General features: G+C 66.6%; 19 protein-coding genes and 1 pseudogene. 10 read left to right on the top strand and 10 right to left on the bottom strand.

All coding sequences use genetic code 11. The features are described from left to right. Positions 1 to 153: 153 nt before the first annotated feature. From QFZ69_RS10875 to QFZ69_RS10850, 6 genes are all read right to left on the bottom strand, one after another. Positions 154 to 1,032, bottom strand: a complete 879-nt coding sequence (locus tag QFZ69_RS10875) for a 2-hydroxy-3-oxopropionate reductase (RefSeq protein WP_306918069.1) — start codon at positions 1,030 to 1,032, stop codon at positions 154 to 156. Between the two features lie 153 nt (positions 1,033 to 1,185). Beyond that, positions 1,186 to 1,986 (bottom strand): hydroxypyruvate isomerase family protein, encoded by an 801-nt coding sequence (locus QFZ69_RS10870; RefSeq protein WP_306918066.1) that lies wholly within the window; start codon positions 1,984 to 1,986, stop codon positions 1,186 to 1,188. A 236-nt stretch (positions 1,987 to 2,222) separates the two neighbouring features. After that, positions 2,223 to 3,068 (bottom strand): bifunctional allantoicase/(S)-ureidoglycine aminohydrolase, encoded by an 846-nt coding sequence (locus QFZ69_RS10865; RefSeq protein WP_306918064.1) that lies wholly within the window; start codon positions 3,066 to 3,068, stop codon positions 2,223 to 2,225. A gap of 24 nt (positions 3,069 to 3,092) precedes the next feature. Further along, positions 3,093 to 4,373 (bottom strand): aldolase, encoded by a 1,281-nt coding sequence (locus QFZ69_RS10860; protein ID WP_306918062.1) that lies wholly within the window; start codon positions 4,371 to 4,373, stop codon positions 3,093 to 3,095. Between the two features lie 3 nt (positions 4,374 to 4,376). Then, positions 4,377 to 5,975 carry a malate synthase A gene (aceB, locus tag QFZ69_RS10855; protein WP_306918059.1) on the bottom strand — a complete coding sequence of 533 codons (1,599 nt, stop codon included), beginning with the start codon at positions 5,973 to 5,975 and terminating at the stop codon, positions 4,377 to 4,379. A gap of 35 nt (positions 5,976 to 6,010) precedes the next feature. After that, entirely contained in the window at positions 6,011 to 7,423 is a 1,413-nt protein-coding gene (locus QFZ69_RS10850) for an NADP-dependent malic enzyme (protein WP_306918057.1), read from the bottom strand. Positions 7,424 to 7,627: 204 nt separating this feature from the next. Between QFZ69_RS10850 and QFZ69_RS10845 the strand changes: the two genes are divergently transcribed. Then, entirely contained in the window at positions 7,628 to 8,383 is a 756-nt protein-coding gene (locus QFZ69_RS10845; RefSeq protein ID WP_306918055.1) for an IclR family transcriptional regulator, read from the top strand. A 112-nt stretch (positions 8,384 to 8,495) separates the two neighbouring features. Here QFZ69_RS10845 and QFZ69_RS10840 read toward each other — a convergent pair whose 3' ends face one another. Then, the gene (locus QFZ69_RS10840) at positions 8,496 to 9,992 is read right to left on the bottom strand and encodes a nucleobase:cation symporter-2 family protein (protein ID WP_306918053.1); all 1,497 of its coding nucleotides are present in this window, start codon (positions 9,990 to 9,992) and stop codon (positions 8,496 to 8,498) included. 189 nt (positions 9,993 to 10,181) lie between these two features. After that, entirely contained in the window at positions 10,182 to 11,090 is a 909-nt protein-coding gene (pucL, locus tag QFZ69_RS10835; RefSeq protein ID WP_306918051.1) for a factor-independent urate hydroxylase, read from the bottom strand. A gap of 357 nt (positions 11,091 to 11,447) precedes the next feature. Here pucL and QFZ69_RS10830 point away from each other — a divergent pair, with 357 nt between their 5' ends. From QFZ69_RS10830 to QFZ69_RS10790, 9 genes and pseudogenes are all read left to right on the top strand, one after another. Further along, complete coding sequence (locus QFZ69_RS10830) at positions 11,448 to 11,636, top strand: hypothetical protein (RefSeq protein ID WP_306918049.1); 189 nt, start codon at positions 11,448 to 11,450, stop codon at positions 11,634 to 11,636. A 574-nt stretch (positions 11,637 to 12,210) separates the two neighbouring features. Further along, complete coding sequence (locus QFZ69_RS10825) at positions 12,211 to 12,750, top strand: dihydrofolate reductase family protein (protein ID WP_306918045.1); 540 nt, start codon at positions 12,211 to 12,213, stop codon at positions 12,748 to 12,750. A gap of 394 nt (positions 12,751 to 13,144) precedes the next feature. Continuing rightward, positions 13,145 to 13,639, top strand: coding sequence for a nucleoside deaminase (locus QFZ69_RS10820; RefSeq protein ID WP_306918043.1), 495 nt, complete (start codon positions 13,145 to 13,147; stop codon positions 13,637 to 13,639). Positions 13,640 to 13,654: 15 nt separating this feature from the next. After that, positions 13,655 to 15,205, top strand: coding sequence for an NCS2 family permease (locus tag QFZ69_RS10815; protein WP_306919662.1), 1,551 nt, complete (start codon positions 13,655 to 13,657; stop codon positions 15,203 to 15,205). Positions 15,206 to 15,381: 176 nt separating this feature from the next. Further along, a complete protein-coding gene (locus QFZ69_RS10810) occupies positions 15,382 to 16,650 on the top strand; it encodes an XdhC family protein (protein WP_306918041.1) in 1,269 nt (422 codons plus the stop codon). Next, positions 16,641 to 17,691, top strand: a pseudogene (locus QFZ69_RS10805) (FAD binding domain-containing protein). The gene QFZ69_RS10810 and the pseudogene QFZ69_RS10805 overlap by 10 nt, the downstream one beginning before the upstream one ends. Before the next feature lie 2 nt (positions 17,692 to 17,693). Continuing rightward, positions 17,694 to 20,531, top strand: a complete 2,838-nt coding sequence (locus QFZ69_RS10800; RefSeq protein ID WP_306918037.1) for a molybdopterin-dependent oxidoreductase — start codon at positions 17,694 to 17,696, stop codon at positions 20,529 to 20,531. A gap of 32 nt (positions 20,532 to 20,563) precedes the next feature. Further along, complete coding sequence (locus QFZ69_RS10795) at positions 20,564 to 21,547, top strand: aldo/keto reductase (protein WP_306918036.1); 984 nt, start codon at positions 20,564 to 20,566, stop codon at positions 21,545 to 21,547. Positions 21,548 to 21,555: 8 nt separating this feature from the next. Further along, positions 21,556 to 22,206, top strand: coding sequence for a uracil-DNA glycosylase (locus tag QFZ69_RS10790; protein ID WP_306918034.1), 651 nt, complete (start codon positions 21,556 to 21,558; stop codon positions 22,204 to 22,206). Positions 22,207 to 22,261: 55 nt separating this feature from the next. Here the strand turns inward: QFZ69_RS10790 and nboR are convergent, their stop codons facing one another. Next, positions 22,262 to 22,870: a nicotine blue oxidoreductase gene (gene nboR / locus QFZ69_RS10785; RefSeq protein WP_306918032.1), complete on the bottom strand. Its 609-nt coding sequence runs from the start codon at positions 22,868 to 22,870 to the stop codon at positions 22,262 to 22,264. Between the two features lie 21 nt (positions 22,871 to 22,891). Then, on the bottom strand, positions 22,892 to 25,642 hold the full coding sequence (gene aceE, locus QFZ69_RS10780; RefSeq protein ID WP_306918031.1) for a pyruvate dehydrogenase (acetyl-transferring), homodimeric type: 2,751 nt from the start codon (positions 25,640 to 25,642) through the stop codon (positions 22,892 to 22,894). Positions 25,643 to 25,748 lie beyond the last annotated feature (106 nt).

Below are 25,748 nucleotides of genomic sequence, written 5' to 3'. Positions count from 1 at the left end.
CTCCTTGGAAGTCTGTTTTTGGGTGTGCTGAAGCCGCCCTGCGAACCGTCGCGGGGCATTTTGGGGGAGTCGCCGTCGTAAATTACGACGGCGGCCGGCGTGTTCGTGTCGAAGTGCCCCGGGAAGGGGCGCTTGGCGGGGCGGCCGTGCAGCTTACTGGCGGCCGCTGAGCTGAAGGACCTGCTTGAAGAGACCGGAGTGATCCAGGCCGCCGTCACCCTGATTGACGGTGGCGGCGACCAGCTGGGCTGCGACGGCGCCGAGCGGGATGGCGACGTTGGCTTCGCGGGCCGCGGAGGTGACGATCCCCATGTCCTTGTGGTGCAGGGCCAGGCGGAAGCCGGGCTCGAAGTTGCGGTCCAGCATCTTCCGGCCCTTCTGCTCCAGGACCCTGGAGCCCGCAAGGCCCCCGCCGAGAACCTTGAGGGCGGCATCGGTGTCCACGCCGTAGGCCTCAAGGAACGCGATCGCCTCGCCGAGGACCTCGATGTTGACCGCGACGATCAGCTGGTTGGCTGCCTTGACGGTCTGGCCCGAGCCGGCGGGACCGACGTGGACGATGGTCTTGCCGACAGCGTTCAGGACATCCTGGGCCGCCTCGAAGTCTTCCGGTTCGCCGCCGACCATGATGGACAGCGCGGCGTCGATGGCACCTTGCTCTCCGCCGGAGACCGGGGCGTCGAGGGCACGGATGCCGGCGGCCTTGGCGTCGTCTGCAAGCCGCTTCGCAACGTCCGGGCGGATGCTGCTGGCGTCGATCCACAGGGCGCCCGGCGTGGCGTTGGCGAAGACCCCGTCGGGTCCGCTGACCACTCCTTCGACGTCGGGGGAGTCCGGGACCATGGTGATCACGACGTCGGCGTCCCGGGCGGCCTCGGCGATGCTGGCTGCGCCCTGGCCCCCTTCGGAGACGAGTTTGTCGATCTTGTCCTGGCTGCGGTTGAAGCCGGTGACGCTGTGGCCGGCCTTGACCAGGTTGATGGCCATGGGCAGGCCCATGATTCCGAGTCCGATGACTGCAACGTTGCTCATGATGGTTCTCTTTTCTGAAATCTGAGGGTGCGGGTGGTTGGGCCCACGCCCGCGGGGTTCCTGGCCGAGCTTGCGAGGTGAGGGTGCGGGTGGTCGGGCCCACTCCCGCGGGGTTCCCTGGCCGAGCTTGCGAGGTGAGGGTGCGGGTGGGGACTAGCTGGCGACGCGCTGCCGGATTGCCCAGGCGAAGGCAGTTTCCGCCGCTTGCTTGTATTCGAGTCCGATGTAGCCCTCGTAGCCGAGTTCGCGGCTGCGGGCGATCCATTCGCCGAGGGGAAGCTCACCGGTTCCGGGAGCCCCACGGCCGGGGTTATCGGCGATCTGGATGTGGCCGAAGTCGTTGGCATGATTTTCGATGACGGCGGCGACGTCGTCCCCGTTTACAGACAGGTGGTAGAAGTCGGCGAGGAGCTTGATGTTCTCCGCGCCGGTTTCCTGCTTCACCCGGGCGATGGTCCGGAGGGCGTCAGCAGCCGTAAGGAGCGGGTAACGCGGGGCGCCGCTGACCGGCTCGAGCAGCACGGTGCCCCCGATGCCGGCCACGCCTGCGGCCGCGGCGGCGAGATTCCCGACCGCCAGTTCGTCCTGGGTCTCCGGGGTGTGCTCTTCCTGGCGGTTGCCGTAGAGGGCGTTGAAGGACTTGCAGCCGAGGCGTCCGCCGATGCCGGCTACAACGTCGATGTTGTCCTTGAACTCGGAGCAGCGGCCTTTCCAGGACACCAGGCCGCGGTCTCCGGCGGGCATGTTCCCGGCGTTGAAATTAAGGCCTGTCAGCTGGACGCCCGCGTCGGTGATGGACCGCTCGAAGCCGGTGATGGCGGCGTCGCCGGGAACGGACTCCTCGAACGGCCACCAGAATTCGACGGCGTCAAAGCCGGCGGCCTTCGCCGCGGCGGGCCGCTCGAGGAGGGGCAGCTCGGTCAACAGGATTGAGCAGTTCACGGAATACGTCATTGTGGGTTCCTTCAGGGCTCTGAACCGGGAACATGCCCGGTTCCTTTCATCGATTTCGCATTGTGGAAAGTATATCTTGCTATGTGAAAAGTCTAGAGTGTCGTGAGGTGGCCAGTCAACCCCACGACGGGGGTTTGGGCGGCAGTAGCCGGGGGATCTACGGAATCTGCCCATCCAGGGGCTTTAACTGGCTGTGCCCCGGCCGGATTGGTCGGGGCACAGCCAGGAAGAAGAACTCAGGTGAGACGGATCTGCCGGTTCACGTCCTTGTAGAGCAGGTAGCGGAAGTTACCCGGGCCGCCGGCGTAGCAGGCCTGCGGGCAGAAGGCGCGCAGCCACATGAAGTCGCCGGCCTCGACCTCCACCCAGTCGTCATTGAGGCGGTAGACGGCCTTGCCCTCAAGGACGAAGAGGCCATGTTCCATCACATGCGTTTCGGCGAACGGGATGGAGGCGCCGGGCTGGAACGTGACGATATTGACGTGCATGTCGTGTGCCAGATCGTCGGGGTCCACGAAGCGCGTGGTCGCCCAGGCGCCGTTGGTGCCCGGCATGGGCCGCGGCTCGACGTCCTGGTCGCGGGTGACGAAGGACTTCGCCGTGAAGCCCTCCAGCGGCTCGTAGGCCTTGCGGATCCACTGGAAGCTGGCAGCCTCACCGGCGCTGTCACTGACGCCGTCCCCGCCCCGGGCGGAGTCGTTGGAGATTTTCCAGTTCGAGCCCGCCGCGAGAAAGGCGTAGCCACCGGCCGCGAGGTGGTGGATCTCGCCGTCCAGGGTCAGTGTCAGCGCGCCCTTGGTCAGAAAAATGACGCCTTCGACGCCGGCCTCGGCCTCAGGCTTCTCGCTGCCGCCGCCCGGCGCCACCTCCACAATCAGCTGCGAAAAGGTCGTGGCGAATCCTGCGATGGGACGGGCGATGATCCAGGCGCGGGTGTTCGTCCAGCCGGGGAGGTTGCTCGTGACGATGTCGCGCAGCACGCCTTTGGGGATTACCGTGTAGGCCTCTTTGACGACCGCGCGGTCGGTGAGGAGCTGGGTCTGCGGCGGCAGGCCGCCTTCGGGTGAGAAGTAATTGCTCATGGATGGTCTCCTGGGGGAAGCGGGTCAGTGGTTGGGTGCGGCGGGCTGCGCCAGCCGCGGATGGGCCAGCGCTGTCAGTTGCGGGACTCCGACGCCGGCAAGCGCCTCGACGTCTTCGGCGTCCACGGCGCCGCACTGGACACCGCGGAGAACGAAAGCTGCGAGGGCCCTGGCTGTGGCGGGCTCGTCCATAACGCCGCCCTCGGTGTGCAGCACGTAGTTGCGCAGCCGCGCCGCCGCGGCGGGGAGTCCCTGCCGGTAGAAGGCATAGGTGGCCGCGAACCTGCTCGGCAGCTGGGCCGGGTGCAGGTCCCAGCCCTGGTAGTAGCCGCGTTCCAGGGAACGCCGCACGAGCCGGCCATGCAGGCGCCAGGCATTTTCCACATTGTCGCCCACGGGGATGATGTTCGTAGAGCCGTCCGAAAGCCTGATACCGGTCCCGGCGACTGCCAGCTGCATGACTTCCTTGGCGAAGTCGGCCACCGGGTGTTCCATCGACTGGTATTCCGCGGAGATCTGCAGCGAAGCGGAGTAGTCATAGGTGCCGTAATGCAGCCCGCTGATACGCCCCGGGACGGCATGGGCCAGCTGCGCCACCGGCGACGTGCCCTCCGGACCCAGGATGAGCTGCGGGGTCTCCACCTGCACCTCGAACCTTAACCGGCCGGCGGGTAGCGAATGGACTTCCTCGAGCCGGGACACGGCAAAGTCCATCGCCTGGACCTGCGCCACCGTGGTGACCTTCGGCAGGGTGAGGACCAGGCCCTGGGGCAGTTCGCCGGCTGCGGCCAGACCGGAGACGAACAGGTCCAGCGTCCGCAGGCCTCGGGCCCGGGTGGGGGCTTCGAAGCACTTGAAGCGGATGCCGATGAACGGGGGAGCGCTGCCGGCGCCAACCGCGGCGGCCACTGCGGCGGCCGCGGCAACAGCAGCGGCGTCCTCGGCGTCGTCGCCCCTGTCCCCGTACCCGTCCTCGAAGTCGAGCCTGAGGTCCTCGATGGGTTCGGTCTCCAGCTTCACCTGAATCCGTGACGCCAGGGACTCAGCGAGTCCGGCATCCTGGCCCAGCAGGCTGCCCAAGCGGGCCAGCCCGCCGTGGGCGTCCGCCGACGCTAGCGCCTGGGCACCCCAGTCGGCGGAGAATGACGGGGTGAAACGGTCCGCGGGCACGTAGACGGTATGCACTGGCTGGCGTGAGCCGTCGTCTCCCGGATAGTTTTGCACCAGCATGCGGTCGGTAGCGGCGAGCTGGGTATCAATCTGGGCCAGATCAGCGGCGTTGAAGGAACCGGCGGGTACTGCCATGGCTCAGCCCACCAGTTCGTAGGCCGGGGTGGTGAGGAAATCCGTGTAGTCCTCGGAGAGGCAGATGTCACCGATCAGCTTGCCGGCGGGCCGATAGTGCTTTACGAAGGCGTCCTCGCCCACCTCGCCACGCAGTTTTTCGGTTTCCTCGGCAAGGATCCTGGAAACCAGCTCTCGGGTGACGGTGTTGCCGGTGTCGGTGAGGACCACCTGGTTGCGGATCTGCTGCCACACCTGTGAGCGCGAGATTTCCGCCGTGGCGGCGTCCTCCATCAGGTTGTGGATGGCGACCGCGCCGTTGCCGGATATCCACACCGCGGTGTAGGCGACGGCCACGTAGAGATTCAGGCGTAAACCGGCCTCGGTGACGGTGCCGTGGGCGGACTCGATGTCCAGCAACTGTTCCGCGGTGACCGTGACCTCCGGGCGCTGCTTGTCCAGCTGGTTGGGCCGCTCGCCGAGGACGGCGTCGAAGACGTCCCGGCAGATGGGAACCAGGTCCGGGTGGGCCACCCAGGAACCATCAAAGCCGTCGTTGGCCTCGCGGGTCTTGTCCGCGCGCACCTTCTCGAACGCCTGGGCCGTCACTTCGGGTTCGCGCCGGTTGGGGATGACTGCAGCCATGCCGCCCATGGCGAACGCACCACGCCGGTGGCATGTCTTGACGAGCAGCTCGGTGTAGGCGCGCATGAACGGTGCCGTCATGGCCACCGTGGCGCGGTCCGGCAGGACGAACCGGGGACCCGCATCGCGGAAATACTTGATGATGCTGAACAGGTAATCCCAGCGTCCCGCGTTCAGGCCGGCGGCATGGTCCCGGAGTTCGTAGAGGATCTCGTCCATTTCGAAGGCCGCGGGGATGGTCTCGATCAGGACGGTGGCGCGGATGGTGCCCTGCGGGATGCCGAGGTAGTCCTGGGCGAAGACGAAGATCTCGTTCCAGAGGCGGGCCTCGAGGTGGCTTTCCATCTTGGGCAGGTAGTAGTACGGGCCCTGGCCGTTCTCCAGCAACGCTTTGGCGGTGTGGAAGAAGTGCAGGCCGAAGTCCACCAAGGCGCCCACGGTGTGTTCTCCGCCGATCAGCAGATGGCGTTCGCTCATGTGCCACCCGCGCGGACGTGCCACGACGACGGCGAGCGGGGCGTCGGTCCGGAGAACGTATTCCTTGCCCTCCGGGGAGGTGTAGGCGAGCGTTCCCGCCGCTGCATCACGGAGGTTGAGGATTGATTCGATCACATTGGACCAGGTGGGGGTGCTGGCGTCCTCCAGGTCCGCAAGCCATACCTTCGCACCGGAATTCAAGGCGTTGATGGCCATCTTGGCCGGTGCGGCCGGCCCGGTCATTTCCACCCGGCGGTCCTGCAGGGCCGCGGGGGCGGGGGCCACGGTCCAGTCGCCCTCGCGGACATCCCGGGTCTCCGGCAGGAACTCGAGCCGGCCGGTCCGGGCCACGTCCTCCCGCTTGACGGCCCGGGCCTTGAGCAGGTCCGAGCGGGTGCCGGAGAACCGCTGGTGGAGTTCCTCCACGAAGGCGAGCGCCCCGGGGGTCAGGATTTCCTCCGCACGGTCGATCGGGCTGGGGGCTGAAACTGTGAGAGCCATTGTGGTCCTTCCTGGTTGGTGTATCAGGCGGTGAATCAGGCGTGGGCCGGGGCCGCGGCGGTGGCCGACGACTGGGCGGCGGAGGATACGGCGGCCGCGACATCGGCGGCGACATGGGGGTCGAAAACACTCGGGATGATGTAGCTGGCGTTCAGTTCGTCGTCGGCCACCCTGTCGGCAATCGCCGTGGCGGCGGCCACGAGCATCTCGGGGGTGATGTCGGTGGCGCCTGCATCCAGCAGTCCCCGGAAGAACCCCGGGAAGGCCAGCACATTGTTGATCTGATTGGGATAATCGCTCCGTCCCGTTGCCACGACGGCGGCGTGCCGTGACGCGATGACGGGGTCGATTTCCGGGGTGGGGTTGGCCATGGCGAAGACAATCGCGTCCTTGGCCATGGATGCCACCTGCTCTTCGCCGATCACGTGCGGCGCGCTGACGCCGATGAAGACGTCGGCCCCCCTGAGCGCCTCGTGCAGGGTGCCCGAGAAGCCCTGTTCATTGGTGTTCTCGGCGATCCAGGTGCGGTGCTCGTCGTCGTACTGTTCGTCGAAGTGAATCGCCCCGGAGCGGCCGGCGGCGATGATGTTCCGCGCACCCTGCGCCTTGAGCAGCTGGATGATGGCGGAGCCGGCCGCGCCGACCCCGGAGACCACGATCCGGACCTCGGGGAGTTTCTTGTGCACCACGCGCAGGGCGTTGGTCAGGGCGGCCAGGGTGACAATGGCGGTTCCGTGCTGGTCGTCATGGAAGACCGGAATGTCCAGCTCTTCGCGGAGCCGGTTTTCGATCTCGAAGCAGCGGGGCGCGGCGATGTCTTCGAGGTTCACGCCGCCGTAGACCGGGGCGATGGCTTTGACGATCCGGATGATTTCCTCGGTGTCCTGCGTGTCCAGGCAGACCGGCCAGGCATCCACGTTGGCGAACTGCTTAAAGAGGGCGGCCTTGCCCTCCATGACCGGCAAGGCGGCGGCGGGGCCGATGTTGCCCAAGCCCAGGACGGCCGAGCCATCGGTCACGACGGCGACCGTGTTGCGTTTGATGGTCAGGTTCCGGGCGGCCTCGGGGTTCTCCGCGATGGCCATGCAGACGCGCGCCACTCCGGGGGTGTAGGCGCGGGAGAGATCGTCGCGATTGCGCAGGGCGACCTTCGGGACAACCTCAAGCTTTCCGCCGAGGTGCATCAGGAAGGTGCGGTCCGAGACGTTGCGGACGGTGACGCCGTCGAGCGCGTTGAGAACATCCTTGACCCGCGCTGCATGGTCGTCATCCGTGGTGTTGCAGGTGACGTCGACTACCAGCGTCTCGTGGTGGGACTCGGTAACGTCGAGAGCGGTCATCGCGGCTCCGGCGGCGGCGACGGCGGCGGCCAGTTCGCTGGTGGCCGTGAAGCTGGACGGGGCTTCCACGCGCAGGGTGATCGAATTTCCGGGGCTCGGATTCGCCATTGAATTTCCTCCTAGTCGGGCCCGGCCGGGCCGTATACGTATTTATTTCGTATGATGGATATTATTATCTACTTTGTGGAAATACAAGTCCTGTGCTCTGCATCGACGGCTGCCGGGCGGTGCTGTATCTTAGGTCTACCAAGCACTTTTTTCACGATGTGGATAAAAGTTGTCGTAACGACCCACACTCAGGAGATCACGGTTATGGCTGAAAAGGCCCCTGGAGGCGTGCAGTCCGTTGAGCGCGTCTTCGAACTTCTCGAACTCATTACGGATGCAGGTGGGGACGTCACGCTCAGCGAGCTCTCCGCCTCCACCGATCTGCCGCTTCCCACGATCCACCGGCTCCTCAGGACCCTGGTGAGCCTGGGCTACATCCGGCAGCTGCCCAACCGCCGCTACGCCCTGGGGCCGCGGCTGATCCGACTTGGCGAAGCCGCGAACAAGCAGCTCGGCGCCGTTGCCCGGCCGCAGCTCCAATCCCTTGTGGAACGGCTCGGGGAAACCGCCAACATGGCGGTGCTGGACTCGGACATGGTCATCTATGTGGCCCAGGTCCCCTCCCTGCACTCCATGCGCATGATCACCGAGGTGGGCCGGCGCGGCTACATGCACGCCACCGGCATGGGCAAGGCGATCCTTGCCCAGCTGGAGGACGAAGCAGTCCGCGGAATCGTCGCCCGAAAGGGTATGCCCACGCCTACTCCCAAGAGCATCGGCGACGTCGATGCACTGCTGGCGGATTTGAAGCTGATCCGCGACCGCGGGTACTCCATCGACGAGGAAGAGCAGGAGATCGGAGTCCGCTGCTTCGCGATGGCCATCCCGAATGCGCCCACACCGGCAGCGATTTCCGTCTCCGGTCCGGTGTCCCGGGTGGACCAGTCCTTCGCCGACCGTGCGGTGCCGCTGCTCCGCGAGGCGTCCCTTGCGATTTCGCGGGAACTGAACCAGAACTGAGCCCGGGCCGCCGCATCCGCGGACCGGAACGCGGCGCGGCAGCTGAGGCCCATGATCCGAAAGGACATGGGCCTCAACTGCTGCCCCGGGAGCGGGATTGATAGCGGGGTGCCTAGTGTCCGGAGGCCGTGTTCACCGGCTCGACGGGGACTTCCTTGCCGTCGCAGTCGATCAGTTTGCCGTTTTCATAGCGGTCGCCGTCAGCCAGGCACTTCAAGTCCTCCTCGCGGATGACGCGTCCCGTTCCGGCCACGAAGACCGACTGGTTTTCAGAATTGCCCGCCTTGAGGTGGTTGAAGAGCAGGTTCAGCAGGATGGCCATGACGGCTGCAGAGCTGATGCCCGAGTGGAAGATGGTGGCGAACCAGTCGGGGAATTTGTCGTAGAAGGCGGGGGCGGCGATGGGGATCATGCCGAAACCGATGGACGTGGCAACGATGATCAAGTTCATGTTGTTGCGGTATTCGACTTTGGCCAGGGTGCGGATGCCGCTGGCGGCGACGGTGCCGAACAGGACGATGCCTGCCCCGCCGAGGACCGCGGTGGGAACGGCGGCCACCACACGGCCCAGGATAGGTAGCAGTCCCAGCAGGACTAGGATGACACCGCCGGCTGCCACGACGTAGCGGCTTTTGATCTTTGTGACGGCAACCAGGCCGACGTTCTGGGCGAAGGCGCTCTGGGTAAAGGAACCGAAGATCGGGGCGAGGAGGCTGGAGCCCATGTCCGCACGCAGTCCGGCGGCAATTCGTTTCGAGTCCACCTTGGTTCCGACGATCTCGCCGACGGCCAGGATATCGGCCATGGTTTCTGTCAGGATGACGAGGACGACGATCGTCATGGAGATGATTGCGGCTACTTCAAAGGTCGGGGCGCCAAGGTGGAAAGGCGTGGGAAAGGCGACGATGGGACCTTCGCCGACCTTTGAAAAGTTGGCCATCCCTGTTACGACGGCAACCACGGTTCCGATGACCATGGCCAGCAGAATCGAGAGCCGGGAAATGGTCGCGTTGCCGAGCTTGCTGAGCAGGAGAACAAGGGCCAGGGTGATAGCGGCGAGGCCGATGTTCTCCATGCTTCCGTAGTTCTCTGCCTTCCTGTTGCCGCCCATGGCCCAGTTGGCCGCGACCGGCATCAGGGTCAGGCCGATGGTGGTGATGACGGTTCCGGTGACTACCGGTGGGAAGAACCGGATGATTTTGGAGAATACCGGGGCGATCAGCAAACCGACTGCCGCCGAGGCAATCACGGCGCCGAAGACAGACTGGATTCCTCCCGGGCCGGTGACGATGGCGACCATGGTCGCCACGCTGGCGAAGGAGACTCCCTGGACCAGCGGCAACTGGGAGCCGAAGAACGGGATGCCGACCGTCTGGAGGATGGTGGCCAGCCCTCCCATGAAGAGCGCGGCGGCGATCAGGACTCCGATGTCGGACGGGGACAATCCGGCGGCCTGGCCGACGATCAGTGGGACGGCGATGATGCCGCCGTACATGGTCAGGACGTGTTGGAAACCGTAAGCGAAACTGCTTCCAATGGAGAGCCGTTCGTCCTCGGGCCGGGTGGATGGCTTGCGGCCGGTGCCGCTTCCTGCGGTAAATTTCTTCATAATGTTCGTGGCAGACTTTCTTGGTTCATGGCAGACATCGTTGTCTGGCTAACAGGTCTGGCTAACAAAGTGGGGTGTACAGGGGTGCCCCTTCCCGGGCTGCACAGTGATGGGTGCAGCCCGGGAGACCAGAGACCGGCTGTCATTGGCTGGTCTTGCGCGCGTCGGGGCAGTGGTTGTCGGACGGTTCTAGCAGAAGCCGGCGATGCCGGACCAGGCGATGTCCGCGGGCGTAGCGTCGTCACGCTGGACGGTGGCCTCGATCAGGCCATAAGGGCGGTCGGCCGCGAAGAAGACCTCGTTCGGGTTGTCCAGGCCAAACGGGGTGAGATCCACGAGGAAGTGGTGCTTGTTGGGCATGGAGAACCTGATCTCGTCGATCTCGCTGTGGGCTTCCAGGACCTTGGTGCCCATGTCGAACAGGGTCTGCTGCAGGGCGTGCGAGTACTTTTCGGTGAACCCCTCGAGCAGGAGGCCCTTGACGTCGTCGTAGCTCTTGTTGAAGTCCAGCGTGCCGAGGTCGGTCCCGGTCCTGAATCGCCAGCGGGCGGAAACATCGGTGGCCAGGATACGGTCCGCGGTTTCCGGGAGAGTGGTGTATTTGTCCTTCGGGTAGCCCATGAAGCCTGACTGTGTGGATTTCAGGACGGTCAGGTCCTTGAGCCCGGAGATCAGGTGGGTGGCGGCGCCATTCCGGACCACCACTGCGGTGCGGACTTCCTGGCCGTTGCGCACGAAGGAATGGTCGTGCGCGCTGCCGTGGGCCTGGATCCGGTCCCAGCTGTAGGATTCGGCTTCCCACCGCCCCCCGGTGACCCAGTCGAAGCTGGACGTGAAGTGCTCGCCGAGGCGCAGCAGGAACGCTTCGGGGGAGCCGATACCGTCACGGGCGAAGGCGTAGATGGTGTTCTTCTGGGTGTCCGTGGCCACGACGTGGGCATTATCGCCTTCGAGGTGGGCCGCGGCGAAGTCGCCCCGCAGCTGCGAGGTGACGTTCAGGTCTTCGATCCCGTGGCGGTCGGTGTCGCGGGTGATCTTGACGACGCGGACTTCGGCCTTTCCGTACTGGTTTTCGCCGAGGATGAACTTGTTGCTCATGGTGGTTTTCCCAACTTCCGGTATGTGGAATCAAATGCCCACATAGAAATTTCGCACGCGTTTCGCGTGCGCTTCTTTCCGCGTCGGCCCCACAAAAAATGAGCCGACGTCAGTTGACGCCAGCTCATTACAACCCTGCCTGCTGCTCCCAGGTTACGTGACCTGCGCCACGAATTGAGATCCAGAGTAGCGCAACACAGAGGTGCTGTACATAACAATTTTTAGACCCCTTCGGTCCCGAGCTCCACCACCGGCCATTGACGCCCCGGATGATCCGCCTCTATCCTCTTTCATATAGCAGAAAATAACTTCCGTACAGCGGAAGTTCAAATCATCACTCACGCAGAGGAGGACAAGATGTACCCGCAGGATACGACGACGGTGGCACCGGCACAGGCTGCCGCACCTTCAGCCCAGGAGTTCTACCTCCCCCGGGGAGGCGGAGCGGACCCGGACTTCTACCTGCCTGAGGATCGGGTCCACGTGCCAGGCCGCTTCTCACGCTGGATCCACGCGCTACCGGTCTTCGGCCGCCGGCGCCCGTAGGACGCGCGCCGACGCGTAACTTTCTTTAGGACACGCAAACTTCTTTAGGACACGCAAAAGGCGTGGCGACACCCGGATTCGGGTGTCGCCACGCCTTTTGCGTGTCCTAGGGCAGGTTGCGCATCCTGCGACGAGGGTGAGTCCAAGGGCTAAGTCCGATGAGATGCTGTCCCAGGACAAGAGTCAACAAAACCAGGGAGCGGCGGTGCCGAGCTGATCGCCGTCGTGCGATCCTGACACTCACTTCCGGCCGTCGCCCTCGCATGCACCGCGACCTGAGCGCGACCGGAGCCAGAGGCCCCGGTCGGGGCGAAGCCTCCAGGAGGTAAACGGAGCTAAGTCCTTTCGCCTCCCCACCCAAGGAATGCCCACCGGCCGGTCCCCCAGCGGGACGTGTTTTCGTGATAATTACCCGGTGGAGGGAGCTAGGTCCGATCGATCAGCGCCATCCGGATTCGGAAGTTGGCGGGTGACGACCAGCGTGAACTGGCGTTCAATGTGCTGTAAGGATCGAATCCCGTTCCGAACGTCGGGGCACGTCAATCCAAGCGTCACCAACCTGAAGGAGATCTTTATGGGCAAGCTCACCGTCACCGCTTTTACCACTCTGGACAACGTCGCCGAGGAGCCCCAGCTCTGGTCGGGCCCGTTCTTCAGCGACGCCACCGGCGCGTTCAACGACGAAGTGCTGGCCGTGGCGGACTCGATGCTGCTCGGAAGAGTCACCTATGACGGCTTCGCCGCTGCCTGGCCGTCGCGATCGGGCGACTTCACCTCCGACAAGTTCAACGCCATGCCCAAGTACGTCGTGTCGACGACGATGGATCACGCCGACTGGAACAACAGCACGATTATTGCCGACGACATACCGGGCCGGATCCGCGTCCTTCGGGAGCGGGAGAACGTGATCGTGTGGGGGAGCCCGACGCTCGTCAAGTTGCTCATGGAGGAGAATCTCGTCGACGAGTACGTTCTGCTGGTCTCGCCCATCGTGCTCGGGCGCGGCAAGAAGATGCTGCCGGAGGACGGGAGCCGGCACACGCTGCGGATCGTCGAACCGCGGCTCCTCGAAGGCGGGATGCTGGCACTACGGATGACGCCGGCAGTGGCATGAGGAGTCACTTGGGGCAGTCCTTTCAATGTCGATGGCATTTCCCAGGCCGTCCGGGAAGGTGGTGGTATGCCGGCGTGGTGCAGCCGGGGGAGTACCGGAGGGCGCCGAGGTGGGGCAAGCTCCAGATCCCGCGGCGTGAGGCGTGCGCGATCGGCGAGGAGAGCGCCCTGAAACGTTGATTTCACATTGCGAAATTAAATTTCCGGAAAACGATGGCGCAGGTCACATTCCGGTGCTAATCTCAATCTTGCCAAAGGCGGGCACCCGGACTCCGGGAAGCTATCTACCAGGCGCAACTTAACCTTCACAGCACATGCTGAAGCCTGGTAACCGTCGCACCTGGTTTTACTGGACCCGCAACGGGTATCGGCTTCCAAGAAAAGGGAGTCGCATCATGAGTACCACCGTCACGGCCGAACAGTATCTGGCCAGATCCATCCAGTTGGCAACGGCCAACGTCCTGAACAACGGAGGCCCCTTCGGGGCCCTGATCGTCACGGCCGGCGGCCAGACGTTCGAGGGCGTGAACCGCGTCACCGCCGACAATGATCCCACCGCCCACGCCGAGGTCACCGCGATCCGCACGGCCTGCCGGGAACTAGGCACCTTCGATCTCACCGGCGCCGTCCTTTACACCAGCTGCGAGCCATGCCCGATGTGCCTGGCCTCCGCACTCTGGGCCCGCGTCCAGCGCGTTGTCTTCGCCGCAGACCGCCACGACGCCGCGTCCGTGGGTTTCGACGACGCCGTCTTCTACGAATACTTCGAAAACCGGGACAGGAATTCCCTGATGCCGGTGGACAAGCTGGAACTGGGCGATCCCCAGGCCCCCGCGCCGCTGGAGCCGTTCAACACCTGGAACAAGCTCGATTCCAGGATCGACTACTAGGGCGCGGTGGCTGAGATGACTATCCTGGATTCCCACGAGGAGCATTCCGCTCCCAAGGCCGCCCGCACTGCAGGTGTAGGACAATTACCCGCCCCGGGTGCCACCAAAGGGGCGGGCCCGGACAGGCCGCCGGCCCCGAAGTCCTACCTGGACCGCTTCTTCCAGATCACCGAACGCGGCTCCACGGTCGCCCGCGAGTTCCGGGGCGGACTGGTGACCTTCTTCACCATGGCGTACATCGTGATCCTCAACCCGCTGATCCTGGGCGGTTTCACGGCGGACAACGCGCCCACGGACGTGGCCGGCGGCTGGCTCTCCGCGGCCCAGATCGGCGCGGTCACCGGACTCACGGCGGGCGTCATGACCATCCTCTTCGGACTCGTGGCCAACCTCCCGTTCGGCCTCGCGGCAGGGCTGGGCATCAATTCCTTCCTCGCCGTCTCGGTGATCCAGGAAGTCACCTGGGCCGAGGCCATGGGCCTGGTGGTCATCAACGGCGTGCTGATTGTGCTCTTCGGCATCACCGGGGCACGCACCGCCATCTTCCGGGCCGTGCCCAAGGAGCTTAAGGCCGCCATCACCGTGGGGATCGGCCTGTTCATCGCGTTCATCGGCTTCGTGGACTCGGGCTTTGTCCGGGCGACGGAAGGCGGACCGCCCGTCCAGCTCGGCACAGACGGCTCCATCACCTCCGTCCCCACCCTGGTATTTGTGGTGGGACTGCTCGCAATGGGAATCCTCGTGGCGCGCAAGGTCCAGGGTGGGCTGCTGATCGGCATCGTGGCCACCACGGCCCTGGCTGCCGTCGTGGAGGCAGTGCTGAAGATCGGGCCGGCAAGCGCCACCAACCCGGGCGGCTGGCACCTGAACACGCCTGTGCTGTCCGGCCAGCTTGTCTCCGCTCCGGACCTGGGCCTGGTGGGCCAGTTCGACCTGTTCGGCGCCTTCGGCCGGATCGGCGGGCTCGCGGCCACCATGCTGGTGTTCACGCTGGTCTTTACCAACTTCTTCGACGCCATGGGCACCATGACCGGCCTGGCGAAGAGCGCCGGAGTGTCACACAAGGACGGGACCTTCCCGCGGCTCAAGTCGGCCTTCATCGTCGAAGGCGTCGGCGCCGTGGCAGGGGGCGCCACCTCGGGCTCCTCCAACACGGTGTACATCGACTCCGCGGCCGGGATCGGGGAGGGTGCCCGCACCGGCCTGGCCTCGGTTGTCACCGGGGTGCTGTTCCTGGGCTCCATGTTCCTCACGCCGCTGACCAGCGTGGTTCCGCTCGAAGTGGCGGCGGCGGCCCTGGTGGTGGTGGGCGCGATGATGATGGCGCAGATCCGCGAAATCAAGTTCAGCAAATTCTCCGTGGCGCTCCCGGCGTTCCTCACCATCGTCACCATGCCGCTGAGCTATTCCATCGCCAACGGCATCGGAGTGGGCTTTGTGTCCTGGGCCATCATCGGCGCAGCATCCGGGAAAGCGAAGAAGATCCATCCGCTGATGTGGGTGGTCAGCGCCGGATTCCTGGTGTATTTCGCCCGCGGCCCCATCAACCTGCTGCTCGGGGCCTGAGCCGCGCGTTGCTTTCGGACAGCCGCGGCGGTTTCGGACTTCCGCACCGCGGACCCGCGCCGCGGCTGTCCGAACCGCCGCGCATCCGGCAACTACCCCGGGCCGATGCTTTGTCCGGCCCCCGGCAGGAACGACAATATGGAAATGACCGCAGCGCCGGATGAAGGAGTGCCGCCATGCTGGATCTGATAGCTTCGCTCAGCGCTTGGCCGCCGGCATTGGCCGGTGAACGACTCGCCGTTGCCACCATCGTGGCGGCCAGCGGCTCCGTCCCGAGGCCCGTGGGCACCTCCATGCTGGTCTCAGAGACCGGCGCCGTCCTCGGCAGCCTGTCCGGCGGTTGCGTGGAAGGTGCCGTGCTGACCCTGGCACTGGAGACCATGGACGACGGCGGCACCCGCCTGGAGACCTTCGGCTACAGCACCGCCGACGCCTTCGCGGCCGGCCTCACCTGTGGCGGCGAGCTCGAGGTCCACATCGAGCCCTTCGGCGGGGAATGCAGCAGCGGCGGACCGCTGCGGGCAGCCCTCGGCCAGATCGCCTCGTACGGGCCCGCGGACCCGGTGGCCCTGGTGCGCCGCGTGGACGCAGGCGGCAGCGGCGCCGTCGTGGTTCCGGATCCGGTCAACTTCCGGGCGGCCGGATCGGCAGAGATGGCCGACCTTCTTGGCTTGACCTGGCCGGCGGACGAAGACAACGCCGCGGCTGCCGCACAGCTCGAATCCGTGTTGCGCGGCATCGGAACCGGCCTGATACGGCTGGCCGGACCGGGCTCCTGCCGCAGGGGCACCGCGTCCCGGGAAGCTGAATCCCCAGAGCCTGTCACCCTGCTCGTTGAGAGCCGGCTGCCCGCGCCGCGCATGCTGGTTTGTGGCGCCAACGACTTCAGTGCGGCGCTGCTGCCTGCCGCGAAACTGCTGGGCTATCACGTGACCTTGATCGATGCGCGTCCCGCGTTCGCTGCGCAGGCCCGTTTAACCGCCACCGCCGATGAAGTGGTCACCGGCTGGCCCCACCGATACCTCGCAGCAGAGGCCGCAGCGGGCCGCCTCGACCGGCGCACCGTCCTCTGCGTCCTCACCCACGATCCCAAGTTCGACCTCCCGCTGCTGGAAGCCGCGCTGGATCTGGACCTTGCCTTCGTGGGCGCCATGGGGTCCCGGCGGAGCCACCTCCAGCGGGTCGAGGACCTCCTGGACGCCGGCGTCCGTCCTGAACGGATCGCCCGACTGCACTCACCCATCGGGCTGGACATCGGCGCAGTGACCCCGGCCGAGGTCGCCGTCTCCGTCACCGCGGAGATCATCGCGGCCCGGAGCCGGACCGGCTCCGGCCTGCCGCTCCGGGACACGTCCGGACCCATCCACCGAAACCCCATCCACTCGCAGCCCGCCGCGGAGCTGGCAGCCTCACTCGACACGCACCAGGAGATCGCATGGACATGAACAGCATCGAGGCGGTGGTTCCCACCACGGACCCGGCCGAGTGGCGCGCCGGCGACGCCTGGCTGGCCGGCGGCACGGTCCTGTTTTCCTACGGCAGCTGCGCGTTCGGGGCCGAGCCGCTGAAGCGCCTGCTGGACCTCGGCACCGCGGGCTGGGCTCCCGTGACCGTGGCGGACGGGAAACCTGCAGCCGGGAGCGACGCCGCGGAACCTGCCGCCGGGACCGACGCCGGGGAACCTGCCGCCGGGATCGAGCTGGCCGCCACCTGCACAATTGCGGAGCTGTACGCGCTTCCGGAATCGCTGGGAGACTCGGGCCGTGCCGCGTGGCCCGCCCTGGATCTGGTGCGTCCCTGCTGCGATTCCTTCGTGGCGTCCTTCAAGGTCTGGAACATGTCCACTGTGGGCGGGAACCTCTGCACGTCCTTGCCGGCCGGGCCCGTCATCTCGCTCTGCGCGGGGCTCGACGGCGTGGCGACCCTGCTCGGCCCCGGCGGCACAACGCGCCGGGTGCCGGTGGCCGAATTCGTCACCGGTGACGGGAGGAACTCCCTGGCGCCGGGCGAGCTGCTGCGCAGTGTCCATCTCCCGGCGTCGTCCTTGTCCTCCCGGGTGGCGTTCCGCCGCCTGTCGCTGAGCAACATGGGCCGCTCCGGGGTGCTGCTGATCGGAAGGCTCGACGGCGGTGCCTCCCTTGTCCTGACCGTCACCGCTGCCACCAAGCGGCCGGTGCAGCTGCGCTTCCGGGACGTGCCGGAAGCTGTCGAGCTGGCCGCTGCGCTGGACGATGCCGTGCCGGCCGGACTGTATCACGACGATATTCACGGGCTGCCGGCCTGGCGCCGGGACATGACATACCGGCTGGCCGAGGAGATCCGGGCGGAGCTGTCGTTGCCGGCAGGCCAGGCACCCCGCGGCGGGCGTCCGGTGCAGGTTTCCCGGTGACTTCTGGCCGCCACCGGTTCCGCAGGGCACTACCGCTGGCCCGGCGCGCCCGCGGCCGGCCTTCGCGCCGCAGACATTCCGGCAGGAAGGGGCCTGACGATGGCCATCGAGATCAACGGCGTTCCCGCGGAAGCTGCGCCCCGCCCCGGCCAGTGCCTGCGGACCTTCCTGCGCGAGCAGGGCAACTTCGGCGTCAAGAAGGGCTGCGACGGCGGCGATTGCGGAGCGTGCACCGTGCACGTGGACGGCATCCCGGTCCACAGCTGCATCTACCCCGCGGTCAGGGCCCAGGGGCACACCGTCACCACCATCGAAGGGCTCGGCGATGCCTCCGGCGCGGACGGGACAGCCTCCGCCACGGGCCAGGCGCTGCACCCCATCCAGCAACAGTTCCTTGAGCGCCAGGGCTTCCAGTGCGGCTTCTGCACGGCCGGCATGCTGATGACCGCGGCCACCTTCACAGAAGAGCAGAAGGGCGACCTGCCCCGCAATCTCAAGGGCAACCTTTGCCGCTGCACCGGTTACCGGGCGATCGCGGATGCCGTTTGCGGGCACGCCGGCCACCAGGATCCGGCAGGTCCGGGCTCCGGCATCGCCGGGGAAGGCCAGCCCCAACCACGGCCCGGGCAGCTCGGGGACGACGTACCGGCCCCGGCCAGCCTCGCCGTGGTCACCGGCGCCGCGCGCTACACACTGGATGTTCCGGCGGACCAGCTCCAGGGGCTGCTGCACCTGAAGCTCCTGCGCTCGCCGCACGCCCACGCCCGGGTACTGTCGATCAACACGGAGGCGGCTCTCAGGGTTCCCGGGGTGGTGGCGGTGTTCACCCACCACGATGCGCCCGCCCAGCTGTTTTCGACGGCGCAGCACGAGCTCTATACGGATGACCCCGACGACACGAGGGTGCTGGATGACGTGGTGAGGTTCATCGGGCAACGGGTCGCGGCCGTCGTGGCAGAATCGGTTGCTGCGGCGGAGGCCGGGGTCCGCGCGCTGGCGGTGGAGTACGAGGTGCTCGACGCCGTGTTCACGCCGCAGGATGCCATCCGTCCCGGGGCACCGACGCTCCATGCGGAGAAGGACAGCTCCTCATCCAGGATTGCCCGGCCGGCACAGAACGTCGTGGCCGAACTCCACTCCGAGCTCGGAAGCGTGGAGCAGGGGTTCGCGGCCGCCAGCTTCATCCATGAACAGACCTACCGGACCCAGCGGGTCCAGCACGTCGCGCTGGAGACCCACGCCGCCATCGCCTCCGTGGACAGCGGCGGGCGGCTGCAGGTCCGCACGTCCAGCCAGGTTCCGTTCCTGGTCCGCCGCACCCTGTGCCGGGTTTTCGGGCTGCCCGAGGACGGGGTCCACGTGGTGGCGGGCCGCGTGGGTGGGGGCTTCGGCGGCAAGCAGGAGGTGCTCACGGAGGACATCGTGGCGCTCGCGGCCCTGAAACTGCGCCGTCCCGTGCAGCTGGAGCTCACCCGCACCGAACAGTTCACCGCCACCACCACCCGGCACCCCTTCACCATCAAGCTCAAGGCCGGCGCCAGTGCCGACGGCCGGCTGACCGCGTTGGAGCTGGACGTCCTGACCAACACCGGGGCGTACGGGAACCATGGTCCGGGCGTGATGTTCCATGGCTGCGGCGAATCGCTGGGCGTGTACAACTGCGCCAACAAGAAGGTGGACGCGCAGGCGGTGTACACCAACACCGTCCCGTCCGGCGCGTTCCGCGGCTACGGGCTGAGCCAGATGATCTTTGCCATCGAGTCCGCCATGGACGAGCTCGCCGTGGGGATCGGGATGGATCCGCTGGAGTTCCGCCGCCGCAACATGGTCCGTGAGGGGGACCGCATGCTGTCCACGCACGCGGAGCCGGAAGAGGACGTCCACTATGGCAGCTACGGCCTGGATCAATGCCTCCGGCTGGTGCGGGATGCCCTGGACCGGGGCAAGGAACGGTACCGCGCGGCCGGCCTGGACCAGCTCGGCCCGGACTGGGTCACCGGCGAAGGTGCCGCGCTGTCCATGATCGACACCGTCCCGCCGCGGGGGCACTTTGCCCATTCGAAGCTCCGGCTCCTGCCGGACGGAACGTACCAGGCCGACGTCGGGACCGCCGAGTTCGGCAACGGGACCACCACCGTCCACGCCCAGCTGGCCGCCACGGCGCTGTCCACGGCGGCATCCCGCGTCGCGGTGCGGCAGTCGGACACAGACCTGATCGAGCACGACACCGGGGCGTTCGGCTCCGCGGGAACGGTGGTGGCGGGAAAGGCGACGCTGGCCGCCGCCGAGGAACTGGCCGTCCGGATCCGGGCGTTCGCCGCCGGGATCCGGCAGATCCAGGCCTCCGGCTGCGTCCTCGACGGCGAAACAGTCCTGTGCGAGGGAACTCCGGTGCCACTGACCGACCTCGCGCACGCCGCTGCGGAAGCCGGCGTCGAACTCGCCGCTGAAGGGCGCTGGGGAGGGACGCCGCGGTCCGTGGCGTTCAACGTGCACGGCTTCCGGGTAGCGGTGAACCGCGGCACCGGGGAGCTGCGGATCCTGCAAAGCGTCCAGGCTGCCGACGCCGGCGTAGTGGTCAATCCACGGCAGTGCCGCGGACAGATCGAGGGCGGGATCGCACAGGCGCTCGGCGCCACGCTGTACGAGGAGGTGGTGGTGGACGACGCCGGCCGGGTCACCACGGACATCCTCCGGCAGTACCACATCCCTTCCTTTGCGGACGTGCCCCGAAGTGAGGTGTACTTCGCGGACACCAACGACAAACTGGGACCGTTGGGGGCGAAATCCATGAGTGAAAGCCCGTTCAACCCGGTGGCGCCGGCGCTTGCCAATGCCATCCGGAACGCAACCGGAGTCCGCTTCGCCGAGCTGCCCATCGCCCGGGACAAGATCTACCTGGGGATGAAGGAAGCGGGGCTTGTGCCGCGCGGTTAACAACGCGGTGGCTGACGTTCTATAGTCGAACGATGGAAAAGCGCAGATTGGGCAAAACCGGGCGGAACGTCTCCATCGTGGGTCTGGGCACTTGGCAGCTGGGCGCCGACTGGGGCTCCGTGGACCCCGCGCAGGCGCAGGCAGTCCTGGCCGCCGCGGTGGAATCAGGCGTCACGTTCTTCGATACCGCGGATGTGTACGGGGACGGCCGCAGCGAGCAGGCGATCGGCGCGTTCCTCGCGGGCAACCCCGGGCTGGACATCACCGTGGCCACCAAAATGGGCCGGCGGCTGGAGCAGCGCCCCGGCAACTACAACCTCGCCAACTTCCGTGAGTGGGCGGACCGCTCACGGCGCAATCTGGGGACCGACTGCCTGGACCTGGTCCAGCTGCACTGCCCGCCGACCGCGGTCTACAGCAGCGCCGAGGTCTACGACGCCCTGGACACGCTGGTGGCGGAAGGGGCGATCAGGAACTACGGCGTCAGCGTCGAGCGCACCGATGAAGCCCTTGAGGCCATCCGGCACCCGGGCACGGCCACCGTGCAGATCATCCTTAACGCCTTCCGGCTCAAGCCGCTGGATGAGGTGCTGCCGGCCGCCGCGGCTGCCGGGGTGGGCATCATCGCCCGGGTGCCGCTGGCCTCGGGACTGCTGTCCGGAAAGTACTCCGGGGAAACGTCCTTCCCGGCGGACGACCACCGGAACTTCAACCGCTCCGGTTCCTCGTTCGACGTCGGGGAGACGTTCTCCGGCGTGGACTACGAACAGGGACTGAAGGCTGTGGCGGAGTTCGAGGAACTGGTGCCCGACGGCGTCACCACGGCGCAGGCGGCCATCGCCTGGATCACCGCGCAGGACGGCGTCAGCACCGTCATCCCGGGTGCCCGTAACGTGGACCAGGTGCGGTCCAACGCGGAGGCGGCCGGGGCCAGCGGAATTGACGCCACGTTCGACGTCGGCGTTCGGGAGATCTACGACCGCCACTTCCGCGCGTCGATCCACCCCCGCTGGTAGCGCAGTGGATGACCACTTCCGCGATCCAAGGCTTCACTGACCGGCTAGCTGCCGTGGAGACGGGGCCGGGCTGCCACAACTTCTTCGATCGTGCCGTTCCGGGGAATGCCCAGCGCCGGCGGAACCTGGAGACCTATCTGCACGAAATGCTGGATCGGCGCCCGGCGGTGCTGCTCCTGGGGGAGGCGCCCGGTTTCCGGGGCATGAGGATCACCGGGATTCCCTTCACCAACCGCTCCATTTTGGCAGCCCCCGCCAACTCTTTCGGGCTGTTCGGGCCGGGGAAAGGCTATGTGCTGCCGGCCGAGTCCGAGGGAATAGCGTCGGAACCGACGGCCACCGTGATGTGGCAGGTCCTGGCCGAGCTGGACTTCCTGCCCTTGCTGTGGAGCGCGTACCCCTTTCACACCCACGTCCCCGGGCGTCCCTTGTCCAACCGGACGCCGACCCTGACGGAGACAGCCATTGGAGTCCCTTTTTGGCAGGAGCTGCTGGACCTGTTCGAGATCCCGACGGTGGTAGCCGTGGGGAACGTGGCCTGCCGCAGCCTGCAGCGAAACGGCATTTCCGTGCCGAAGATCAGGCATCCCGCCCACGGCGGCCGGGCGGGGTTCAAGGAGGGCCTGCAGGAACTTTTGTCGGCCGGACTGGTGCACTAGCACGCGGCCGTGCCCCGTGCCCTGTGCCCGTGCCGGTGAGGCAGTTGCGGCTCGACTAATCGAGCAGGTGCAGCTGTTCGGGCCTGTCGAGGTCCTCGCCGCCGGAGAGGTCGCTGCAGTCCACGGGGTCGATCAGCTCCGGATTGGCCTGCAGAAACAACCGCGCGCCGGCGTCACCCGTTGCCATTCCAGCGGCTTCGGACCGCAAGGTGACATCCAGCAGCAACGGGTGTCCCCGCCTGAGCTCACCATTCGGCTCCCGGTAGGCGGCGGCCGTCACTCGGCCTGGCCGGTGGGCCGCCAGCACACGGGCGACTGTGTCCCGGGTCAGGCCGGGCTGGTCCACCAGCGCGAAGAGCACGTGATCCTCCGGCGCGGCCGTGGCAACTCCCAGCCGGAACGAGCTGCCCATTCCGGTGGCCCAGTCCGGGTTTTCGATGACCCGGTGCCGGCTGAGGTCGGTGCCGGCGCGGACCGTTGCCGAGTCCGCGCCGAGGACTGTCACTACTTCCCGGCAGCCGCCTGCGAGCAGCTCGTCCGCCAGCACTTCAACGAGCGTGCGGCCACGGAACGGCAGCAGCGCCTTGGGCCCGAGTCCCAAGCGCCTGCCGGCCCCGGCCGCGAGCAGCACCGCCGTCGTGCGGAGAGCTCCGCTGTCGTTCATCGTCCCACCCTAACGCGCCGGTCAGGAGTCGCCTCCCGCTCCGCCGGTGGTTCCGGCGTTGACGTCCAGGAGCTTGTAGCGGTCCATGGCGTAGGCGGGTACCCCGGCATCCACCTCTCCGCGCGAGGCCAGCAGCTGCAGGGTCTTCACCACAATCGAGTGGACGTCGTTCTTGAAGAAGCGGCGGGCTGCGGCGCGGGTGTCGGAGAAGCCGAAGCCGTCGGCGCCGAGGGAAGCGAACTGGTGCGGGAGGAACTGGCGGATCTGGTCCGGGACGGCCTTCATGTAGTCCGTGACGGCGACGATCGGTCCGCTGGCGCCGGCGAGCTGCTCGGTGACGAACGGCACGCGGGCGGGCTGGCCGGGGTTGAGGAAGGCTTCTTCTTCGGCGGCGAGCCCGTCGCGGCGCAGTTCGTTCCAGGACGTGACGGACCAGACGTCCGCGGAGACGCCCCAGTCCTCGGCGAGGATCCGCTGGGCCTCCAGGGCCCACGGCACCGAGACTCCGGAGGCCAGGATCTGGCTCTTGGGCCCTTCGACGTCCGACGCCGACACCCGGTAGATGCCTTTCAGCACGCCGTTGACGTCGAGGTTCTCAGGTTCGGCCGGCTGGAAGATCGGCTCGTTGTAGACCGTGAGGTAGTACATGAGGTTCCGGTCGCCGGTGCTGCCCGCGGCGGGGCCGTACATCCGTTCCAGGCCGTCGCGGATGATGTGGCCCATTTCGTACCCAAACGCCGGGTCGTAGGTGATCACGGCCGGGTTGGTCGAGGCCAGGATGGGGGAGTGCCCGTCGGCGTGCTGCAGGCCTTCGCCGGTCAGCGTGGTGCGGCCGGCGGTCGCGCCGATGATGAACCCGCGGGTCATCTGGTCCGCGGCGGCCCAGAAGGAATCGCCGGTGCGCTGGAAGCCGAACATGGAGTAGAACACGTAGACCGGGACGAGCGGTTCGCCGTGCGTGGCGTAGGACGTTCCGGCGGCGGTGAAGGCCGCCACCGCACCGGCCTCGTTAATGCCCGGGTGGATCAGCTGGCCCTGGGCCGATTCCTTGTAGGCCAGGACGAGATCCCGGTCCACGGAGAGGTAGCCCTGGCCGTCCGGATTGTAGATCTTGGCCGAGGGGAAGAACGCATCCATGCCGAAGGTGCGGGACTCATCCGGAACGATCGGGACAATGCGGTGTCCGAACTTTTTATCCCGGAGCAGGTCTTTGAGCAGGCGCACGAAAGTCATGGTGGTGGCGGCCTGCTGTTTCCCGGAACCGCGCTTGGCAACCTCATAGGTTTTGGGGTCCGGCAGCTCCACCGTCGCATGGCCTGCGCGGCGTTCGGGGACGAAGCCGCCGAGTTCCTTGCGGCGGCCCATCAGGTACTGGATCTCGGGGGAGTCCATGCCGGGGTGGTAGTACGGGGGCCGGTAGAGGTCGGCTTCGAGCTGGTCGTCGGTGACCGGGATGCGGAGGTGGTCGCGGAAGGCCTTGAGGTCCGCGAGGGTGAGCTTCTTCATCTGGTGGGTCGCGTTGCGGCCCTCGAAGTGGGTGCCCAGGCCGTAGCCCTTGACCGTGTGGGCCAGGATGACGGTGGGTTTGCCCTTGAACTCGGTCGCGGCCTTGTACGCGGCGTAGACCTTGTTGTAGTCGTGCCCGCCGCGTTTGAGGTTCCAGATCTCGTCGTCGGAGAGGTCCTGGACCAGTTCCTTGGTCTGCGGGGTCTTCCCGAAGAAGTGCTCGCGGACGAACGCGCCGGATTCGGCCTTGTAGGTCTGGTAGTCCCCGTCGACGGTCTCGTTCATGATCTTCACGAGCGAGCCGTCCTCGTCCTTGGCCAGCAGCGAATCCCACTCCCGGCCCCAGACGACCTTGATGACGTTCCAGCCGGCGCCGCGGAAGAACGCCTCGAGTTCCTGCATGATCTTGCCGTTGCCGCGCACGGGCCCGTCGAGGCGCTGGAGGTTGCAGTTGATCACGAAGTTGAGGTTGTCGAGCTTGTCGTTCGCGGCGAGCTGGAGCAGGCCGCGGGACTCGGGCTCGTCCATTTCGCCGTCGCCCAGGAACGCCCAGACCTGCTGGTCGGAAGTGTCCTTGATGCCGCGGTTGTGCAGGTACCGGTTGGACTGGGCCTGGTAGATCGCGTTCATCGGGCCGATGCCCATCGAGACGGTCGGGAATTCCCAAAACTCCGGCATCAGGCGCGGGTGCGGGTAGGAGGACAGGGCGTGGCCTTCCTTGGACTTCTCCTGCCGGAAGCCGTCCAGGTCCTCCTCGGAGAGCCGGCCTTCCATGAACGCGCGGGCGTACATGCCGGGGGACGCGTGGCCCTGGAAGAAGACCTGGTCCCCGCCGCCGGGGTGGTCCTTGCCGCGGAAGAAGTGGTTGAACCCGACCTCGTACAGGGTCGCGGCCCCGGCGTAGGTGGAGATGTGCCCGCCGACGCCGATATCGGCCCGCTGCGCCCGGTGCACCATCACCGCGGCGTTCCAGCGCAGCCAGGCCCGGTACTTCCGCTCGATTTCCTCATCGCCGGGGAACGGCGCTTCCTGGTCCACCGGGATCGTGTTCACGTAGTCCGTGGTGGTGACCATCGGAACCCCGACGCTCTGCGCACCGGCCCGCTGGAGCAGCGCGCGCATGATGTACTGGGCACGCTCGGTGCCCTGATCCTGAATCAGGTCATCCAGGGACTCCAGCCATTCGGCGGTCTCTTCCGGATCACGATCAGGCAGCTGGTTTGTCAACCCGCTGAGGATATGGGAGGTCTCTTCTCCTGCAGCCACGGCAGCCTCGTTTCATCTTTGAATGTCTGGGCTAAGTTTTCATCATATGAAAAAACTTTGTTACCTGACGAGAATATCCGATCACCCCGGCGGGTCAAAATTGACT

Origin of the sequence: Arthrobacter sp. V1I7 (assembly GCF_030817015.1) — a bacterium.
Classification (GTDB): domain Bacteria; phylum Actinomycetota; class Actinomycetes; order Actinomycetales; family Micrococcaceae; genus Arthrobacter.
The sequence above is the reverse complement of the archived record's forward strand: the minus strand, read 5'-3'. Positions and strand labels throughout refer to the sequence as shown.

Bases quoted from the DNA above. Each gene is read 5' to 3' on its own strand.
- QFZ69_RS10875 (WP_306918069.1), bottom strand. From the start codon at position 1,032: ATGAGCAACGTTGCAGTCATCGGACTCGGAATCATGGGCCTGCCCATG.
- QFZ69_RS10870 (WP_306918066.1), bottom strand. From the start codon at position 1,986: ATGACGTATTCCGTGAACTGCTCAATCCTGTTGACCGAGCTGCCCCTC.
- QFZ69_RS10865 (WP_306918064.1), bottom strand. From the start codon at position 3,068: ATGAGCAATTACTTCTCACCCGAAGGCGGCCTGCCGCCGCAGACCCAG.
- QFZ69_RS10860 (WP_306918062.1), bottom strand. From the start codon at position 4,373: ATGGCAGTACCCGCCGGTTCCTTCAACGCCGCTGATCTGGCCCAGATT.
- aceB (WP_306918059.1), bottom strand. From the start codon at position 5,975: ATGGCTCTCACAGTTTCAGCCCCCAGCCCGATCGACCGTGCGGAGGAA.
- QFZ69_RS10850 (WP_306918057.1), bottom strand. From the start codon at position 7,423: ATGGCGAATCCGAGCCCCGGAAATTCGATCACCCTGCGCGTGGAAGCC.
- QFZ69_RS10845 (WP_306918055.1), top strand. From the start codon at position 7,628: ATGGCTGAAAAGGCCCCTGGAGGCGTGCAGTCCGTTGAGCGCGTCTTC.
- QFZ69_RS10840 (WP_306918053.1), bottom strand. From the start codon at position 9,992: ATGAAGAAATTTACCGCAGGAAGCGGCACCGGCCGCAAGCCATCCACC.
- pucL (WP_306918051.1), bottom strand. From the start codon at position 11,090: ATGAGCAACAAGTTCATCCTCGGCGAAAACCAGTACGGAAAGGCCGAA.
- QFZ69_RS10830 (WP_306918049.1), top strand. From the start codon at position 11,448: ATGTACCCGCAGGATACGACGACGGTGGCACCGGCACAGGCTGCCGCA.
- QFZ69_RS10825 (WP_306918045.1), top strand. From the start codon at position 12,211: ATGGGCAAGCTCACCGTCACCGCTTTTACCACTCTGGACAACGTCGCC.
- QFZ69_RS10820 (WP_306918043.1), top strand. From the start codon at position 13,145: ATGAGTACCACCGTCACGGCCGAACAGTATCTGGCCAGATCCATCCAG.
- QFZ69_RS10815 (WP_306919662.1), top strand. From the start codon at position 13,655: ATGACTATCCTGGATTCCCACGAGGAGCATTCCGCTCCCAAGGCCGCC.
- QFZ69_RS10810 (WP_306918041.1), top strand. From the start codon at position 15,382: ATGCTGGATCTGATAGCTTCGCTCAGCGCTTGGCCGCCGGCATTGGCC.
- QFZ69_RS10800 (WP_306918037.1), top strand. From the start codon at position 17,694: ATGGCCATCGAGATCAACGGCGTTCCCGCGGAAGCTGCGCCCCGCCCC.
- QFZ69_RS10795 (WP_306918036.1), top strand. From the start codon at position 20,564: ATGGAAAAGCGCAGATTGGGCAAAACCGGGCGGAACGTCTCCATCGTG.
- QFZ69_RS10790 (WP_306918034.1), top strand. From the start codon at position 21,556: ATGACCACTTCCGCGATCCAAGGCTTCACTGACCGGCTAGCTGCCGTG.
- nboR (WP_306918032.1), bottom strand. From the start codon at position 22,870: ATGAACGACAGCGGAGCTCTCCGCACGACGGCGGTGCTGCTCGCGGCC.